The sequence below is a fragment of the Streptomyces hokutonensis genome (assembly GCF_042751305.1).
Classification (GTDB): Bacteria; Actinomycetota; Actinomycetes; order Streptomycetales; family Streptomycetaceae; genus Streptomyces; species Streptomyces hokutonensis_A.
This window is the reverse complement of record NZ_JBHYWD010000013.1, coordinates 133321-149562: the sequence shown is the minus strand read 5'-3', so window position 1 is coordinate 149562 and position 16242 is coordinate 133321. Positions and strand designations below refer to the sequence as shown.

General features: G+C 71.5%; 14 protein-coding genes. 8 read left to right on the top strand and 6 right to left on the bottom strand.

Annotated elements, in window-relative coordinates; genetic code table 11:
- Positions 1 to 347: 347 nt before the first annotated feature.
- From ACFXC1_RS31250 to ACFXC1_RS31240, 3 genes are all read left to right on the top strand, one after another.
- The gene (locus ACFXC1_RS31250) at positions 348 to 1523 is read left to right on the top strand and encodes a helix-turn-helix domain-containing protein (protein WP_381248786.1); all 1176 of its coding nucleotides are present in this window, start codon (positions 348 to 350) and stop codon (positions 1521 to 1523) included.
- 338 nt (positions 1524 to 1861) lie between these two features.
- The gene (locus tag ACFXC1_RS31245) at positions 1862 to 2851 is read left to right on the top strand and encodes a malate dehydrogenase (protein WP_093628716.1); all 990 of its coding nucleotides are present in this window, start codon (positions 1862 to 1864) and stop codon (positions 2849 to 2851) included.
- A gap of 153 nt (positions 2852 to 3004) precedes the next feature.
- Positions 3005 to 3811 (top strand): hypothetical protein, encoded by an 807-nt coding sequence (locus ACFXC1_RS31240; RefSeq protein WP_381248783.1) that lies wholly within the window; start codon positions 3005 to 3007, stop codon positions 3809 to 3811.
- A gap of 30 nt (positions 3812 to 3841) precedes the next feature.
- On the opposite strand, the gene ACFXC1_RS31235 is transcribed toward ACFXC1_RS31240, so the two are convergent.
- The 4 genes from ACFXC1_RS31235 to ACFXC1_RS31220 form a co-directional block, all read right to left on the bottom strand.
- Positions 3842 to 4531, bottom strand: a complete 690-nt coding sequence (locus tag ACFXC1_RS31235; RefSeq protein WP_381248780.1) for a siderophore-interacting protein — start codon at positions 4529 to 4531, stop codon at positions 3842 to 3844.
- A 145-nt stretch (positions 4532 to 4676) separates the two neighbouring features.
- Positions 4677 to 5594 (bottom strand): bifunctional helix-turn-helix transcriptional regulator/GNAT family N-acetyltransferase, encoded by a 918-nt coding sequence (locus ACFXC1_RS31230; protein WP_381248777.1) that lies wholly within the window; start codon positions 5592 to 5594, stop codon positions 4677 to 4679.
- A 74-nt stretch (positions 5595 to 5668) separates the two neighbouring features.
- Complete coding sequence (locus tag ACFXC1_RS31225) at positions 5669 to 6553, bottom strand: LysR family transcriptional regulator (protein WP_381248775.1); 885 nt, start codon at positions 6551 to 6553, stop codon at positions 5669 to 5671.
- Positions 6554 to 6570: 17 nt separating this feature from the next.
- The gene (locus ACFXC1_RS31220; RefSeq protein WP_381248772.1) at positions 6571 to 7428 is read right to left on the bottom strand and encodes an NAD-dependent epimerase/dehydratase family protein; all 858 of its coding nucleotides are present in this window, start codon (positions 7426 to 7428) and stop codon (positions 6571 to 6573) included.
- A gap of 317 nt (positions 7429 to 7745) precedes the next feature.
- On the opposite strand from ACFXC1_RS31220, the gene ACFXC1_RS31215 reads away from it, so the two are divergent.
- From ACFXC1_RS31215 to ACFXC1_RS31195, 5 genes are read left to right on the top strand one after another with little or no spacing between them, the layout of a single operon-like run.
- Positions 7746 to 9272, top strand: coding sequence for an aldehyde dehydrogenase family protein (locus ACFXC1_RS31215; RefSeq protein WP_381248770.1), 1527 nt, complete (start codon positions 7746 to 7748; stop codon positions 9270 to 9272).
- A gap of 49 nt (positions 9273 to 9321) precedes the next feature.
- Positions 9322 to 10863 carry a GMC family oxidoreductase gene (locus tag ACFXC1_RS31210; RefSeq protein ID WP_381248767.1) on the top strand — a complete coding sequence of 514 codons (1542 nt, stop codon included), beginning with the start codon at positions 9322 to 9324 and terminating at the stop codon, positions 10861 to 10863.
- Complete coding sequence (locus ACFXC1_RS31205) at positions 10863 to 12032, top strand: quaternary amine ABC transporter ATP-binding protein (RefSeq protein ID WP_381248764.1); 1170 nt, start codon at positions 10863 to 10865, stop codon at positions 12030 to 12032. The genes ACFXC1_RS31210 and ACFXC1_RS31205 overlap by 1 nt, the downstream gene beginning before the upstream one ends.
- A complete protein-coding gene (locus ACFXC1_RS31200) occupies positions 12032 to 13978 on the top strand; it encodes an ABC transporter permease (RefSeq protein WP_381248761.1) in 1947 nt (648 codons plus the stop codon). Before ACFXC1_RS31205 ends, ACFXC1_RS31200 begins: the two co-directional genes overlap by 1 nt.
- Before the next feature lies 1 nt (position 13979).
- Positions 13980 to 14927, top strand: coding sequence for an ABC transporter substrate-binding protein (locus ACFXC1_RS31195; protein WP_381248758.1), 948 nt, complete (start codon positions 13980 to 13982; stop codon positions 14925 to 14927).
- Between the two features lie 6 nt (positions 14928 to 14933).
- Here the strand turns inward: ACFXC1_RS31195 and ACFXC1_RS31190 are convergent, their stop codons facing one another.
- Complete coding sequence (locus ACFXC1_RS31190; RefSeq protein WP_381248755.1) at positions 14934 to 15683, bottom strand: isocitrate lyase/PEP mutase family protein; 750 nt, start codon at positions 15681 to 15683, stop codon at positions 14934 to 14936.
- A complete protein-coding gene (locus tag ACFXC1_RS31185) occupies positions 15680 to 16177 on the bottom strand; it encodes a carboxymuconolactone decarboxylase family protein (RefSeq protein ID WP_381248752.1) in 498 nt (165 codons plus the stop codon). The genes ACFXC1_RS31190 and ACFXC1_RS31185 overlap by 4 nt, the downstream gene beginning before the upstream one ends.
- Positions 16178 to 16242: the final 65 nt, after the last annotated feature.

Genomic DNA, 16242 nt, shown 5'->3' with positions numbered 1-16242 from the left:
GGTCCGCACCCCGCCGCGACGAGGGAACCGTTCCCCTTCCGGCGTCGTCATTTCGCTCGGAACGGGCAAGTGGGGCGAGCCGGTCCCCGCCCCGGCAGGCGGTCGTCGCGCTGTGCCGGGTGGCCGGCGCGGACCCGACGGACGACTCTCCGCTACGCGCTGGTGCTGCTGGTTCTGACGCTTCTCATGACTGTCGTGGGAGCCGTCGTGCTCGGGTGAGCGCCGGTATGTGCCCAGTGTGACGTTGTATTGACAAGTTTGCGGATTTGCAACGAACTCGACCAACAACCGCGTTAGCGTGGGCAATTCAGGGCAGAGGGGGGAAAGCAATGCCTCGTTGGAGGGCCTTGCCGGATGAACTCGATCCGCAGGTCAAGGAGTTCGCCGGTCAGCTGCGCCGGCTCGTGGACCGCAGCGGCCTGAGCGTCGCGGCGGTGGCCGACCGCACGGGTTACAGCAAGACGTCCTGGGACCGTTACCTCAATGGCCGGCTCCTCGCGCCGAAGGGTGCGATCGTCGCCCTCGCGGAGGTCACCGGCACCCATCCCGTCCATCTGACCACGATGTGGGAGCTGGCCGAGCGGGCCTGGAGCCGTTCGGAGATGCGGCACGACATGACCATGGAGGCGATGCGGATCTCCCAGGCGCGGGCCGCGCTCGGCGAGTTCGGGGCGCCTCCGGCCAACGCGCAGAACGGTAAGGCCGAGGGCGGCAAGGCCGAGGGTGGCAAGTCGCCCCGCAAGGGCGGGAGTGCCACCGCGACCCCGGGGATCGCGGGCCCGGCGGGGGTGTCCCCGACGGTGCCGCCGCAGCCCGCGGCGCCCGAGAGCGACGTACGGGAAGGCGCCTCGCAGGTCGGCAACTCGTGGGGGCTGTCCGGGTATTCGGGGCCGGTGGGCGGTTCCGCCGGTGGAGCGGCGGCCGCGCCTCCGGGGGCCGGGCGGGCGCCGGAGGTTCCGGTGCCGCACGGCGAGCTGCCGCGGGCGCCCCGGCCGGGGCCGCCGGACGGACTGGCCGGTGCCAGGCGGCGGTTGCTGATGTTCGTCGCCGGAGTCGTCGGGGTGCTGGTCGTGATCGCGGCCGTGTTCCTGTTCACCCACCACGGGGGCGGGGACAAGAAGACGACGAGCGCCACGCACACTTCGGCCTCGCCGTCCGTCAGCACGAACCCCGACCTGCCGGCCGGAGTGAAGTGTGCGGGCGCGGGCTGCACCGGCAAGGACGCCGAGGCGATGGGCTGCACCACGGACGCGGGTGCGGCGACCACCGCCAGGACCGCGACCGTCGGCACGACCGTCGTCGAGGTCCGCTACAGCAAGACCTGCGGCGCCGCCTGGGGCCGGATCACCGCCGGAGCGCAGGGGGACTCCGTCCAGGTGAGCGCGGGGACCGTCAAGGAGAGCGACAGCATCACGGCGGCCGGCGACAACATCGCCTACACCCCGATGGTGGCGGTGAAGGACGCCGGCGAGGCGAAGGCCTGCGTGACGCTCGCGTCGGGGCAGAAGGGGTGCACGACCTAGGACACGCAGGACACGTAGGGCGCGTATGTGGGGATTCGGTGAACGTGGGGAATGTCCGTCCCGGATCGGGGCAGGCGGTCATCACCCCCACGGGAGTCCGGACCCCCGGTACCCCCCACGGCGGTCGTCCGGTGTTCCTCTCCCGAGCCGGACGGCCGCCTTTTCCGTGTCCCGGGCCGGGCGCTGTGGGGTGGGCCACACGGACCGGGCAGTCCGCGATCCCCGATGCGCGATAGCCTGACCGGTGGATCTCTTGACGCCAAGAGATCGATCATTTGTACGTCCCAGCACCCCGGGGCAGTGCCGCCCCACCGCCAGCTGTCATAACGGAGAACGCCATGACCCGCACTCCCGTGAACGTCACCGTCACCGGCGCGGCCGGCCAGATCGGTTACGCCCTGCTCTTCCGCATCGCCTCCGGCCAGCTGCTCGGCGCGGACGTGCCGGTCCGGCTGCGTCTCCTGGAGATCACCCCGGCGCTCAAGGCCGCCGAGGGCACGGCGATGGAGCTCGACGACTCCGCCTTCCCGCTCCTTCAGGGCATCGACATCACGGACGACCCGAACGTCGCCTTCGACGGCACCAACGTCGCCCTCCTCGTCGGCGCCCGCCCCCGCACCAAGGGCATGGAGCGCGGCGACCTGCTCTCCGCCAACGGCGGCATCTTCAAGCCGCAGGGCAAGGCCATCAACGACAACGCCGCGGACGACATCAAGGTCCTCGTCGTCGGCAACCCGGCCAACACCAACGCGCTCATCGCGCAGGCCGCCGCCCCGGACGTACCGGCCGAGCGCTTCACCGCGATGACCCGTCTGGACCACAACCGCGCGCTGACCCAGCTCGCGAAGAAGACCGGCACCACGGTCGCCGACATCAAGCGCCTGACCATCTGGGGCAACCACTCCGCCACCCAGTACCCCGACATCTTCCACGCCACGGTCGCCGGCAAGAACGCCGCCGAGACCGTGAACGACGAGAAGTGGCTCGCCGAGGACTTCATCCCGACCGTCGCCAAGCGCGGCGCCGCGATCATCGAGGCCCGCGGCGCGTCCTCCGCGGCCTCCGCCGCGAACGCCGCCATCGACCACGTCCACACCTGGGTCAACGGCACGGCCGACGGCGACTGGACCTCGATGGGCATCCCGTCCGACGGCTCCTACGGCGTCCCCGAGGGCCTCATCTCCTCCTTCCCGGTCACCACGAAGGACGGCGTCTACGAGATCGTCCAGGGCCTGGACATCAACGAGTTCTCCCGCGCCCGCATCGACGCGTCGGTGAAGGAGCTCGAGGAGGAGCGCGACGCGGTCCGCTCCCTCGGCCTCATCTGAGCCACCCCCAGGGGCCGTTCGCCACGGCTCTGTCACGGGCTTGCACGGGCCCTGTTCCGGTTACGGCCGGAACAGGGCCCGTTCCCTGTTTCCACCGCTAACTTCGGAAGGAGTACGAAGAGGCACGCGGTGGGGTGATTCGGGGGGTTCGTGATGGGCGACTGGAACGGCTTCGGGGCGGAGCGCGGGCCGAGCGAGGAGAGAGGGCAGGCGCCCTGGTCGGTGTGGTCGACGGCGGAGACCCAGACCTCGCTGACCCCGCCGGCGTGGGTGTCACCGCCGGCCCCTGTCCCTACCCCGGCTCCCGCACCCGCTCCCGCTCCCGACCATCGGGTCCGGCGGGTGGTCCTCGCGGTCGTCGCCGCGGTCGTGCTGGGCGCGGGCGCGGGTGGCGGCTTCTGGTACGTCACGCACGAGCGGGTCACCCATGACCGCGTGGGCGCGACCACGAGCGCGAGCGCGGGGACGAGTTCGGGCGCGGGCGCGGGTGCGACCGGGCCGGGATCGTCATCGTCGTATCGCACCGCCCAGGACCCCACCGGCTACACCGTCGAGATCCCCCGTGGCTGGACCCGAGCCCAACGGCAGGGCGCCAAGGCCCCGGTGATCTCCTACGACTCCCCGGACGGCAGCCGCCGCCTCCAGATCTTCCGGATCACCGAGAACTCCCCGGCCGTGTCCCTCGACCTCGCCGAGAACGACCCCGGTTACGGCTTCGCCCGGCAGCCCGGCTACCAGGTCCTCGACCGCACCTCCGGCCCCACCTGGGCCGAACTCACCTACCGCTTCGACGACCCCGGCCAGGGCGCCCGCCGCGTGATCGACCACCGCTTCGAGGCGGCGGACGGCTCGCTCTACGCGATCCACGTCAGTGGCCCGGAGTCCCAGTCGCCCGCCCTGATCAGGGACCCGCTCGCGGAGGCGGTGACTTCCTTCTGCCCGGCGGGCGCCAACTGCTGACCGGTGGGGGCGACTTGCCGATCTGCCGCCCTACTCCAGCCCCCGCTTCCCCGGCGCCCAGAACGGCTTGGTGAGGACCGACCTCCGGTCCCAGCCCAACTCCCGTACGAGCACCTGCCGTACGGCCTGCACGGTACGGGCCTCCCCGGCGACGTAGGCGATCCCGCCCGGCTCGGGGGCGAGGTCCTGCACCGCGTCCGGGAGGGAAGTCCCGCCCCTGGTGAGCCAGTTGAGGCGGTCGGAGTGGGCCAGCGGCAGCCGGTCCGCGTCCGACTCCGTCTCCACGGCACCGGAGATCCGCGCCCCCTCGGGCAGCGCGGCCAGCATCGCGCCGAAGGCGACGGAGGCCGTCTCCTCACCGACGAAGACATGGTGGGCGGCGTCGGGCCGGAGGATGAAGGTGCCCTCCGGCTTCCGCAGCCGCACCTGCTCCCCGACGCCGACGCCCTTCCCCCAACGGGCCCCGGGCCCACCCTCGGAGTGGTCCAGCACGCACAACTCGACGGCGCCGGACGGGTCGTAGCGCCACACCGAGTACGTCCGCAGGGTCAGGCCGCCGACCAGGACGCGCACCTGCTGGCCGGGACGGACGTCGAGGCCGGCGAGGGTGTCGCCCGCGACGCGCAGCCGGCGCATCCGGGCGGTGATCGGTTCGGCGGCGGTGAGGGTGGCGCGGAGGGTCAGCAGGTCGAGAACGGGGTTCAGGAGGGCGGTGGGCACGGGGGCTCCTCAACTGGGCGCTGCGTGAGGGGAGTTGACGGTGGACGCAACGCGATATTACGCGTTGCCCGGTCGGACGCGATAGTGCGTGTGGTGGTTCTCTCGCGGTGTCCGAGGACCGCAACTGCCGTCGCCGCGTGGGTGATCAGGGCCACCGTGCGCCGGTCAACCGCTTCTCGAACCAGTGGGACGCGTAGACATGGTCGACGTAGGCCGGGATCTCGGTGTAGCCGCACGCCCGGTACATCGCCTGCGCCTCCGTGAGTGTCGCGTGCGTGTCCAGCCGTACGACGGTGAAGTGGTGGGCTGTAGCGGCCTGTTCCAGCTCTGTGAGGATGCGGCGGGCCAGGCCCAGGCGGCGGGCGTCGGGGTGGACCCAGACGTGCCGGATCTCGCCGATCCCGGGCTCCAGGGTCCGTAGCGCCCCGCACGCGACCGGCCGTCCCTCCTCGTACGCGACGAAGAACGCGCCCGCCTCCCCGGTGACCTCCTCCGGCCGGACGAGATCGGTCTTGTCGAAGCCCTCGGGGAAGCGGGTGTCGATGTCGGCGGCGTAGGCGTCCAGGCAGGCGTGGGCGTCCTCGGCGGCGCCGTCGACCAGCGCGACCGTGATGCCGGCCAGCCGGAGGAGGCGCTGGGTGGTCGCCAACGCGTGGGTGAGTTCGGTGCGTTGGGGTGGGGTGAGGGTGGTGAGGAGGCCGGTGGCGAGCGCGTCGGCGCGGCGGTGCTGCTCCTCGACCTCGGCCCGGCCGGCCGGGGTCGGCTCGATCAGGCGCAGCCGGGTGTCGTGCGGGGGCACGGTCAGCCGGACCAGGCCCTGCGCCTCCAGGGACTTCGCCATCCGGCTCAGATAGCCCGCGTCCAGGGCGAGCCGGCCGCGCAGTTCGCGCAGGGAGATGCCGTCGCCGATCTCGAAGAGCAGCCGGGCCTCGCCGAGCGGGCGGTCCTGGCCGAGGTAGTGGTCGTCGAGGGCGCCGATACGGCGGGTGAAGTAGCGGTTGAAGCGGCGGAGGGCGGCGATGTCCTCCGGCCGTACTGGTGCGGATTCCGTTGCTGGCTCCATATTTCTTTGACTTTAGTCAAAGGAGTCGGAGGAGTCCATGGTGGTGCGGCTGGTCTGCCCTGTCGTGCCTCTGGTCAGTGGGCTTCTTCGAGTTGTTCGGGCAGCAGGGCGGTGGCGGCGTCGGCGAACTCCTGGACCAGGCCGACGGCTCGCCCGGAGGGCCAGGCCACCGCCACATGGTTGGGGCCGAGGTCTTCGACCGGGATCGCCCTGATGTCGGGTCTGGTGTAGAAGCTCGCGGTGGACGCCGGGATCACGGCGATCCCTTGTCCGCCGGCGACGAGTTCGAGTTTCTCCTCGACGCTGTGGATCGCCGGCGCCGGGCGGCGCTCACCGGTTCGCAGTTCCACCGCGATGTCGCGCCATTCGGGGACGGCGTCGGGGTCCTGCAGCAGGTGATCGGCCGCCAGGTCGGCCACTCGCACGGTCTCCTTGCCGGCGAGGCGATGGGCCGAGGCCACCATGACGAGGCGCGGTTCGGTGTAGAGCGGCCTGATCTCCAGGCCTGCCGGGTCGACCGGCAACCGGACGATGCCGACATCCGCGCGGGCGTCGTGGAGCACCTCCACCTGGTCGTGCCAGCCGGTGCGCAGCATTCGCACGTCCAGCCCGGGGTGGCGCTCGCGCAGCAGCCGGACGACGGCGGTCAATGTGATGCCCGGCATGAACCCGATCGTGAAGCGGGTGACGCTCTCGCCCGCGGCGCGCACCCGCCGGAGCAGTGCGTCCGCGCTCGCCAGCAGGGGACCGGCGTCGTGGACGAGCTGTTCGCCCGCCGGTGTGAGCACGGTGCCGCGGCGGTCGCGCATGAACACGTCCACGCCCAGCTCGCTCTCGAGCATCCGGATCTGCCGGGAGAGCACGGGTTGGGTGATGTGCAGGCGCTCCGCGGCGCGTCCGAAGTGGAGTTCCTCGGCCACCGCGAGGAAGTAGCGAAGCTTGCGCAGATCGACGTCCATGCGGTTCCTCCGGGTGGTCAGCCGCGCGCGAAGGTGGCGAGCGGGTCACCGTGCGTCGGTGCCCAGCCCAGCTCGCGGCGGGCCTTGGCCGACGTGAGGCGCTGGTCCAGCGCGAACGCGTCCGCGACGGGCCCCATCTCGGCGCGGGCCTGCTCCAGCGTGATCGAGACCGTCCTGCCGTCGAGTCCGGCACCGCGCGCCGCCGCTTCGGCTACCTGCTTCATCGTCGGGTGGCCCTCGCCGACCCCGATGTAGACCGATCCCGCCTTCGCCGAGAGCGCGGCGGCGTAGAGCGTGGCCATGTCGTCGATGTGCACCAGTCCCCACCGGTTGGCGCCGTCGCCGATGTACGGGACGGCACCCCTCATTTTGCCGGGCGCGACGAAGAAGTGCTCGATCAGCCGGTTGTCGCCTCCGTAGAGCAGCCCGGGCTGCACGATGACGGGGCGACCGCCTTCGCCGGCGCGCGCCGAGACCGCGTCCTCGACCGACCTGCGCCAGGCCACCACGCCGGGGGGATTCCACGGCGCGGTCTCGTCCTGTACGCCGTCGGTGTCGCCGTAGACCCAGGTGCCGCCGGTGTGCACGTAGGTTCCGGCCCCGACGCCGTCCTGCATGGCCGTGGCCGCGGCGAGATCCATTTCCGCGGAGGTGGCCTGCGCGAGGTGGATCACCGCCTCGGCGCGTGCGGCCGCGTGGTTGAGCACGTCGAGGTCGGCGAGTCCACCGCGCACCTCGACCGCCCCCGCGCCGGTCACGGCCTGTGCCGCCTGCTCGCTGCGTGCCAGCGCCTCCACCGTGTGGCCTTGTCGCACCAGTTCGGCGATCGTGGCCCGGCCGATGTAGCCGGATCCGCCCGTCAGGAAAATTCTCATGCCGTCCCTCGCTGTCGATCAGGTTCGCCGTTCATCGGGTTCGACTCCACCGTGCGGCCTGATCGCAGGTCCCGTCCAAGACCTGTTTCGTGCGCTGTGATGCCCGCGGGGCATGAAGCGCCCGTGCGTCGTGACGTCGACCGTCCAAGCCATCCTCACCTTGATGCGGCTTTTGTCCCCCTGTTCAGTGATCCGGCCCACTTTCAGCCATGGATCGCGCATGCCTACGGACGTCCCCGGGCAGGCGCTCGCCGTCCCCGAGAGTGACAGTTGGGTGACGCTCGGGCTCTGAACAGGAACGGAAGGCAGTACCGATCATGGCGGACGCAACGGAACAGCAGGCGGGGAAGACCATCCACGCGGGCGGGGAATGGCTGGAAGCGGTCTCCGGCGCCACGCGCGAGATCACCGACCCCGCCGACGCGCTGCCGTTCGCCGTGGTCGCGGAGGGCGACGAGAAGGACACCGACATAGCCGTCGCCGCCGCCCGCGCCGCTTTCGACGGAGGCGAGGGCGCCTGGCCGCGCACCCCCGTCGCCGAGCGCGCCGCCCTGCTCCGCCGCGTCGCCGACCTGCTCGTGCGCGACCGCGAGAAGCTCGGCCTGCTGGAGAGCCGGGACGCGGGCAAGACCGTCGAGGAGGGCCGGGTCGACATCGACTGTGTCGCCGACGCCTTCCGCTACTTCGCCGACCTGGTCGCCGCCGAGGCCCCCGGCCGGGTCGTCGACGCGGGTACGCTCGACGTCCACAGCGTCGTCGTGTACGAGCCCGTCGGTGTCTGCGCGCTGATCACCCCCTGGAACTACCCTCTTCTCCAGGCGAGTTGGAAGATCGCGCCCGCCCTCGCGGCCGGCAACACCTTCGTCGTCAAGCCCAGCGAGATCACCCCGCTGACGACGATCGCCCTTATCGACCTGCTGGTCGAGGCCGGGCTCCCGGCCGGTGTCGCCAACATCGTCACGGGCCCCGGCCACACGGTCGGCGCCCGGCTCGCCGAACACCCCGACGTCGACCTCGTCTCCTTCACCGGCGGCCTCGTCAGCGGCACGAAGGTCGCCCAGGCCGCCGCCGTGACCGTGAAGAAGGTCGCCCTCGAACTCGGCGGCAAGAACCCCAACGTCGTCTTCGCCGACGCCTGCGCCACCGAGGAGGGCTTCGACACCGCCGTCGACCAGGCCCTCAACGCGGCCTTCATCCACAGCGGCCAGGTCTGCTCGGCGGGCTCCCGGCTCATCGTCGAGGAGACCGTCCGCGAACGCTTCGTCGCCGAACTCGCCCGCCGCGCCGCGAAGATCCGTCTCGGCCGGGGCACCGAGGACGGCGTCGAGTGCGGCCCGCTCGTCTCCGAGCAGCAGCGCGCCAGGACCGAGTCGTACGTCGCCGGTGCCCTCGCCGAGGGCGCGGTGCTGCGCTCCGGCGGCAGGCGCCCCGAGCCCTCCGCGACCCGCCCCGCCGGCGGCTACTTCTACGAGCCGACCGTCCTCGACCAGTGCCACCGCGAGATGACCGTCGTACGCGAAGAGGTCTTCGGACCGGTCCTCACCGTCGAGACCTTCCGCACCGAGGACGAGGCCGTCGCGCTCGCCAACGACACCGAGTACGGCCTCGCGGGCGCCGTCTGGACCACCGACGCGGGCCGCGCGCGCCGCGTCGCCGGACGCCTGCGGCACGGCACCGTCTGGATCAACGACTTCCACCCCTACCTTCCGCAGGCGGAGTGGGGCGGCTTCGGAAAGAGCGGCGTGGGCCGGGAGTTGGGCCCTGCCGGACTCGCCGAGTACCGCGAGGCCAAGCACGTCTACCAGAACCTGGCGCCGGGGCCGGTGCGCTGGTTCGCGGGCTGAGCCCCCCACCTCCTTCTTCTCCGATTGCCCGACTGGAGTGAGTACCCCCATGCCCGAGAACGAGTACATGAAAGACCACATGTACGACTATGTCGTCATCGGCGGCGGCACCGCAGGCTCCGTCATCGCCTCCCGCCTCACCGAGAACCCCGACGTCACGGTCGCCGTCATCGAGGGCGGCCCCACCGACGTCGGCCGCGAGGACGTACTGACCCTGCGCCGCTGGATGGGCCTCCTCGGCGGCGACCTGGACTACGACTACCCCACCACCGAACAGCCGCGCGGCAACTCGCACATCAGACACAGCCGCGCCCGCGTCCTCGGCGGCTGCTCCTCGCACAACACCCTCATCGCCTTCAAGCCGCTGCCGTCCGACTGGGACGAGTGGGAGGCGGCCGGCGCCAAGGGCTGGGGCGCGATCTCGATGGAGGCGTACTACGCCCGCCTCCTCAACAACATCGTCCCCGTCGACGAGAAGGACCGGAACGCCATCGCCCGCGACTTCGTCGACGCGGCGCAGCAGGCGCTGGACGTCCCGCGTATCGAGGGCTTCAACAAGGCCCCCTTCACGGACGGCGTCGGCTTCTTCGACCTCGCCTACCACCCCGAGAACAACAAGCGGTCCAGCGCGTCCGTGGCGTATCTGCACCCGGTGATGGACGAGCGCCCCAACCTGACCCTTTTCCTTGAGACTTGGGCCCACCGGCTGGAGCTGAACGGTACCCGTGCCGAGGGCGTGCACGTCCGCACCAAGGACGGCGACGAACTCCTCGTCCGCGCCCGCCGCGAAGTCGTCCTCTGCGCGGGTGCCGTCGACTCCCCGCGCCTGCTCCTGCACTCGGGCATCGGCCCCCGCAAGGACCTCGAAGCACTCGGCATCCCCGTCGCGCTCGACCTGCCCGGCGTCGGCGAGAACCTGCTCGACCACCCCGAGTCGGTGATCGTCTGGGAGACGAACGGACCGATCCCGGAGAACTCCGCGATGGACTCCGACGCGGGCCTGTTCGTACGCCGCGACCCCCAACTCCCGGGCCCCGACCTGATGTTCCACTTCTACCAGGTCCCCTTCACCGACAACCCCGAGCGGCTCGGCTACGAACGCCCGGAGTTCGGCGTCTCGATGACCCCGAACATCCCCAAGCCGAAGAGCCGCGGGCGCCTGTACCTGACCAGCGCCGACCCGGCCGTCAAACCCGCCCTGGACTTCCGCTACTTCACCGACGAGGACGACTACGACGCCCGCACCCTCGTCGACGGCATCCGCATCGCCCGCGAGATCGCCGCGACCGAACCCCTCGCCGGCTGGCTCAAGCGCGAGGTGTGTCCCGGCCCCGGCATCACGGGTGACGAGGAGCTGAGCGAGTACGCCCGCAAGGTCGCGCACACCGTGTACCACCCGGCGGGCACCTGCCGCATGGGCGCCGACTCCGACGAACTCGCGGTGGTAGACGCCGAGTTGAAGATCCGAGGCCTTGACGGCATCCGCGTCGCCGACGCCTCCGTCTTCCCGACCATGCCCGCCGTGAACCCGATGATCGGGGTGCTCATGGTCGGTGAACGGGCCGTGGACCTGATCGGGGGTGGTGCGTGATGACCAGCCCTGTCTTCTCTGTTGAGGGTCTCTGGAAGGTCTTCGGCCCCAAGGCCGACCGGGTCCCGGCCGACCCCGAACTCACCGCCCTGGACGCCGCAGGCCTGCGCACCCGCACCGGCTGCACCGCCGCCGTCCGTGACGTCTCCTTCGACGTACGCAAGGGCGAGGTCTTCGTGGTGATGGGCCTGTCCGGCTCCGGCAAGTCCACCCTGGTCCGCTGCCTCACCCGCCTCATCGAACCCACCGCGGGCACCATCGCCATCGACGGCGAGGACGTCCGTGCGATGGACAAGGCCCGGCTGCGCGAACTCCGCCGCCACCGCGCCGCGATGGTCTTCCAGCACTTCGGCCTCCTCCCGCACCGCACGGTCCTCGACAACGTCGCCTACGGCCTGGAGATCCAGGGCATCGGCAAGGCCGAGCGCCGCCGCCGGGCCGCCGAGGTCGTCAACAAGGTGGGCCTGGAAGGCATGGAGCAGCGCCGGCCCGGCCAGCTCTCCGGCGGCCAGCGCCAACGCGTGGGCCTGGCCCGGGCGTTGGCGGTGGACCCCCAAGTCCTCCTCTTCGACGAGCCGTTCAGCGCGCTCGACCCGCTGATCCGGCGCGACATGCAGGAGGAGGTCGTCCGGCTGCACCACGAGGAGGGCCGCACGATGGTCTTCATCACCCACGACCTGAACGAGGCGCTGAAACTCGGCGACCGCATCGCCCTGATGCGCGACGGCCGCATCGTCCAACTCGGCACCCCCGAGGAGATCGTGGGCTCCCCGGCCGACGACTACGTCCGCGAGTTCGTACGGGACGTACCGCGCGCCGAGGTCATGACGGTCCGTACGGCGATGCGGGCGGCGACGGCGGCGGAGGCCGGCAGGGTCGGAGACGCGGGCGGCGGTCCCGCCGTGGCCCCCGGCGCCACCGTCTCCGAGGCCATCGAGGCGGTCGCGCGCGCCGGCGTCCCGGCCCGGGTCGTCGACCGCGGACGCTGCGTCGGGATGGTCGACTCGGACGCGCTGCTCGGGGTGGTCGCGGGAACCAACGGCGGCGCCGGAACCGGGAATGGAGCCGGAGCCGGGAGTGGAGCCGGAGCCGGGAGTGGAGCCGGAGCCGGGAGTGGAGCCGGAGCCGGGAGTGGAGCCGGTACCCGTGCCGGCAAGGAGGCGGTCTGATGGCCACGGTCACCGCATCCGCCCCGCGCCTCGCCCTCCCCGGCGTCCTCCGGCACCGGGCCGCGCACAAGCTCCTGCTGCTCGCGCTCGCCGCCGCGGTCCTCGTCCCGCTCGCCGACGCGCACTGGTCCAGCGGCAGTTGGCCGGGCGCCCTCACCGTCGACCTGTCCGGTCCGCTGGGCCGGGCCAACGACTGGATCATCGACAACCGCGACAGCCACCCGCTGTTCCTCTACTTCTTCGGCTACATCAGCAACGCCGTCGTCCTCTCCGTACGCGCCGTCTACCTGGTGCTGCTCGCCGCGGGCTGGGCGGGCGTGACCGCGTTCGGCGCGGTCGTCGCCTGGCGGGTCGCGGGCGTCCGGCTCGCGGTCGGGACCGGTGTCGCGTTCCTCGTCTGCGGGCTGCTCGGTATGTGGGTGCCGACCATGCAGACGCTCGCGCTCATGGTGGTCGCGGTGCTCACCTCGGTCGTCGTGGGCGCCCTGCTCGGCCTGGCCGGCGGCCTCTCCGCGAGGGCCGACCGCGCGCTGCGCCCGGTCCTGGACACCATGCAGGTGCTCCCGGCCTTCGCCTACCTCCTCCCCGTCGTCCTGGTCTTCGGCATCGGCGTCCCCGCCGCCGTCCTCGCCACCGTCGTCTACGCCGCCCCGCCCATGGCCCGCCTCACCGCGCTCGGCCTGCGCGACGCCGACCCGGAGGTTCTTGAGGCCGTCGAGTCCCTGGGCGCCACCGGACGCCAGCGCCTGCTCACCGCCCGCCTCCCGCTGGCCCGCAAGCAGCTTCTCCTCGGCCTCAACCAGACGATCATGATGGCCCTCTCCATGGCCGTCATCGCCTCCGTGATCGGCGCCGGAGGCCTCGGGGACCGCGTCTACCAGGCGCTCGCGTCGGTGGACGTGGGCGCGGCCCTGGCCGCCGGCATCCCGATCGTGCTGCTGGCCGTCGTGCTCGACCGGGTCACGGCGGCGGCGGGCGAGCAGACCGACGAACCCACGGCTCCGGACCCGCGCCGATGGCTCTACGCGCTCGGCGCCACCGTGGTCGTAGCGGTCGCCGTCCGTCTGGCCGGCGCCCTCGACTGGCCCTCCGGCTGGACCCTGGACATCGCCGAACCGGTGAACCGCGTCGTCGACTGGATGACCGCCCACCTCTACTCCGGCGTCCCCTACCTCGGCGGCACCGCCGACTGGGCCGGCCACTTCACCACCTGGGTCCTGGACCCCGTACGCGACGGCCTCCAGTGGCTGCCCTGGTGGTCGGTGCTGCTGATCGTCGCCGCCCTCGCCTGGGTGATCGGCACCTGGCGCACCGCGCTCACCGCCGTCCTCGCCATGGCCGCGATCGGTGTCCTCGGCGTGTGGAAGCCGTCGCTCGACACGCTGTCGCAGGTCCTGGCCGCCGTGGCGGTCACCCTCGTCCTCGGCTTCGCGACCGGCATCGCCGCCGCCCGCAGCGACCGCTTCGAACGCGCCCTGCGCCCCGTCCTCGACGTCTGCCAGACGATGCCGCAGTTCGTGTACCTGATCCCGGTCGTCGCGCTCTTCGGTGTGGGCCGCGCCCCCGCCGTCGCGGCCGCGGTCGTCTACGCCCTCCCCGCCGTGGTCCGCATCACCACCCAGGGCCTGCGCCAGGTCGACCCGGCCGCCCTGGAGTCGGCCCGCTCGCTCGGCGCGACCAGTACCCAGCAGCTGAGGCAGATCCAACTCCCGCTCGCCCGCCCGGCGTTGCTCCTCGCCGTCAACCAGGGCGTGGTCCTCGTCCTCGCCGTCGTCATCATCGGCGGCCTGGTCGGCGGTGGCGCGCTCGGCTACGACGCCGTGTTCGGCCTGGCCCAGGGCGACTTGGCGACCGGCCTGGTCGCGGGCGCCGCGATCGTCTGCCTCGGCCTGATGCTCGACCGCGTGACCCAGCCGACCGAACGCCGCACCAGGAAGGGAGCCTGACATGCGAGTCCGTACGACCGCCGCCGTGGCGTCGCTGGTGCTGCTCACCGGTTGCGGCGCCGCCGACATGACCAAGCAGGCCTCGCCCTTCGCCAACGCGCAGGGCGCCAAGACGGTGACCCTCTCCGTCCAGTCCTGGGTGGGCGCGCAGGCCAACGTGGCTGTCGCGCAGTACCTGTTGGAGCACAAGCTCGGCTACCGCGTGGACACCGTCCAGGTCGACGAGGTCCCCGCCTGGGACGCGCTCAGCCAGGGCCGGGTCGACGCGATCCTGGAGGACTGGGGCCACCCCGACCAGGAGAAGCGCTACGTCGACGACAAGAAGACGATCACCCGCGCGGGCGGCCTCGGAGTCACCGGGCACATCGGCTGGTACGTCCCGACCTACCTGGCCAGGCAGCACCCCGACATCACCGACTGGAAGAACCTCGACAAGTACTCCTCGCTGTTCCGCACCGCCGAGAGCGGCAACAAGGGCCAGCTGATGGACGGTTCACCCTCCTACGTCACCAACGACAAGGCCCTGGTGACCAACCTGAAGCTCGACTACCAGGTGGTGTTCGCCGGTTCGGAGGCCGCGCAGATCACCCAGATGAAGCAGTTCGCCAAGGAGAAGAAGCCCTTCCTCACCTACTGGTACGCACCCCAGTGGCTGTTCAAGAAGGTCCCGATGACCGAGGTGAAACTCCCCGCCTACAAGGAGGGCTGCGACGCCGACGCGGCCAAGGTCGCCTGCGCGTACCCGCACACCCCGCTCCAGAAGTACCTCAACACCGACTTCGCCAAGAGCGGCGGCAAGGCGGCGGCCTTCCTGAAGAAGTTCAGGTGGACGACCGAGGACCAGAACGAGGTCTCCCTGATGATCGCCGACCAGAAACTCTCCCCGGCGGACGCGGCGGAGAAGTGGGTGGACAGCCACCCCGCCACCTGGAAGGCATGGCTGTCCTGAACCCGGTCACCGCTTCAGCTGCCGGGCCATCCCTTCCAACGCGCGTGCCGCCCACCGCTGCAGCCCCGGGCCGAACGTGACGCGCGTGGCCCCGAGTTCACCGAGTTCGGTGGGCGAGGGGCCCTCGGCGTCCAGCCGCGCGAACACGTTGAGCGGCCCCTGGATACCGGACCGCAGCAACGGCAGCACAGCGGTGGGCGCCTCGATCGGATAGACGCAGTCGGCACCCGCCGCGACATACAACGCGGCCCGCTCGATGGCCCGTTCGGGATCTCCGTCGCCGTGGAGGAAGGTGTCGACCCGCGCGTTGACGAACAACCGGTCCGCCGCCGCGGCCCGCACCTCGCCCAGCCACTCCGCGTGCTGCCGTGGGTCCTTGAGGACACCCCCGTTGGAGTCCTCAAGGTTGCACCCCACGGCCCCCGCCTCCAGGAGCCGTTCCACCAACTCCTTGGCAGGGAGGCCGTATCCGCCCTCGACATCGGCCGACACCGGCACGTCCACGGCCCGCGTGATCCGCGCGACCGCCGCGAACATCTCGTCCGCCGGAGTCTCCCCGTCCTCGTATCCCAACGAGGCCGCGACCCCGGCACTGGGCGTGGCCAGCGCCGTGTACCCGGCGTCGACGAACGCCCGCGCACTCGCGGCGTCCCAGGGCCCGGGCAGCACGAGCGGATCACCGGGCAGCCGCCGCAGATGCAGACTCCGGAACAGCTCGACCCCGCCGGCGTCCAACCCCCTTGTCCGCAAGGTCACTTGTGCTGTCCCGCCTTGTAGTGCCCCGGCACCATCCGCGCGCTGACCCCGAACCGGTTCCACGCGTTGATCACCGTGATCGCGGCGATCAGCTGGGTCAGTTCGGCCTCCTCGAACTGTGCGGCGGCCCGGTCGTAGACCTCGTCCGGCACGAAGCCGTCCGTGAGGACCGTGATCGCCTCGGTCAGTTCGATCGCCGCGAGCTCCTTCTCGGTGTAGAAGTGCCGCGACTCCTCCCACGCCCCCAGCTGGATGATCCGCTCCACGCTCTCGCCCGCCGCCAGCGCGTCCTTGGTGTGCATGTCGAGGCAGAACGCGCAGTGGTTGAGCTGCGAGGCGCGGATCTTCACCAGCTCCAGCAGCTTCGGGTCGAGCCCCCGGCGGGCCGCCGCGTCGAGACGGACCATCGCCTTGTAGACCTCGGGGGCGTGCTCGGCCCAGTTGAGACGGGGGCTGTGTTCGGGGGCGTATCGGGGGGTTTCGTCAGCGGTCATGCCTCGACCCTAGGCGAGTGGCGGCCCATGAGCATGGTCCAATTCGAGGGCGTGATCGTGTGCCA

Coding starts and splice junctions, on each gene's coding strand:
- ACFXC1_RS31245 (WP_093628716.1), top strand. CDS start 1,862: ATGACCCGCACTCCCGTGAACGTCACCGTCACCGGCGCGGCCGGCCAG.
- ACFXC1_RS31240 (WP_381248783.1), top strand. CDS start 3,005: ATGGGCGACTGGAACGGCTTCGGGGCGGAGCGCGGGCCGAGCGAGGAG.
- ACFXC1_RS31230 (WP_381248777.1), bottom strand. CDS start 5,594: ATGGAGCCAGCAACGGAATCCGCACCAGTACGGCCGGAGGACATCGCC.
- ACFXC1_RS31225 (WP_381248775.1), bottom strand. CDS start 6,553: ATGGACGTCGATCTGCGCAAGCTTCGCTACTTCCTCGCGGTGGCCGAG.
- ACFXC1_RS31220 (WP_381248772.1), bottom strand. CDS start 7,428: ATGAGAATTTTCCTGACGGGCGGATCCGGCTACATCGGCCGGGCCACG.
- ACFXC1_RS31215 (WP_381248770.1), top strand. CDS start 7,746: ATGGCGGACGCAACGGAACAGCAGGCGGGGAAGACCATCCACGCGGGC.
- ACFXC1_RS31210 (WP_381248767.1), top strand. CDS start 9,322: ATGCCCGAGAACGAGTACATGAAAGACCACATGTACGACTATGTCGTC.
- ACFXC1_RS31205 (WP_381248764.1), top strand. CDS start 10,863: ATGACCAGCCCTGTCTTCTCTGTTGAGGGTCTCTGGAAGGTCTTCGGC.
- ACFXC1_RS31200 (WP_381248761.1), top strand. CDS start 12,032: ATGGCCACGGTCACCGCATCCGCCCCGCGCCTCGCCCTCCCCGGCGTC.
- ACFXC1_RS31195 (WP_381248758.1), top strand. CDS start 13,980: ATGCGAGTCCGTACGACCGCCGCCGTGGCGTCGCTGGTGCTGCTCACC.
- ACFXC1_RS31185 (WP_381248752.1), bottom strand. CDS start 16,177: ATGACCGCTGACGAAACCCCCCGATACGCCCCCGAACACAGCCCCCGT.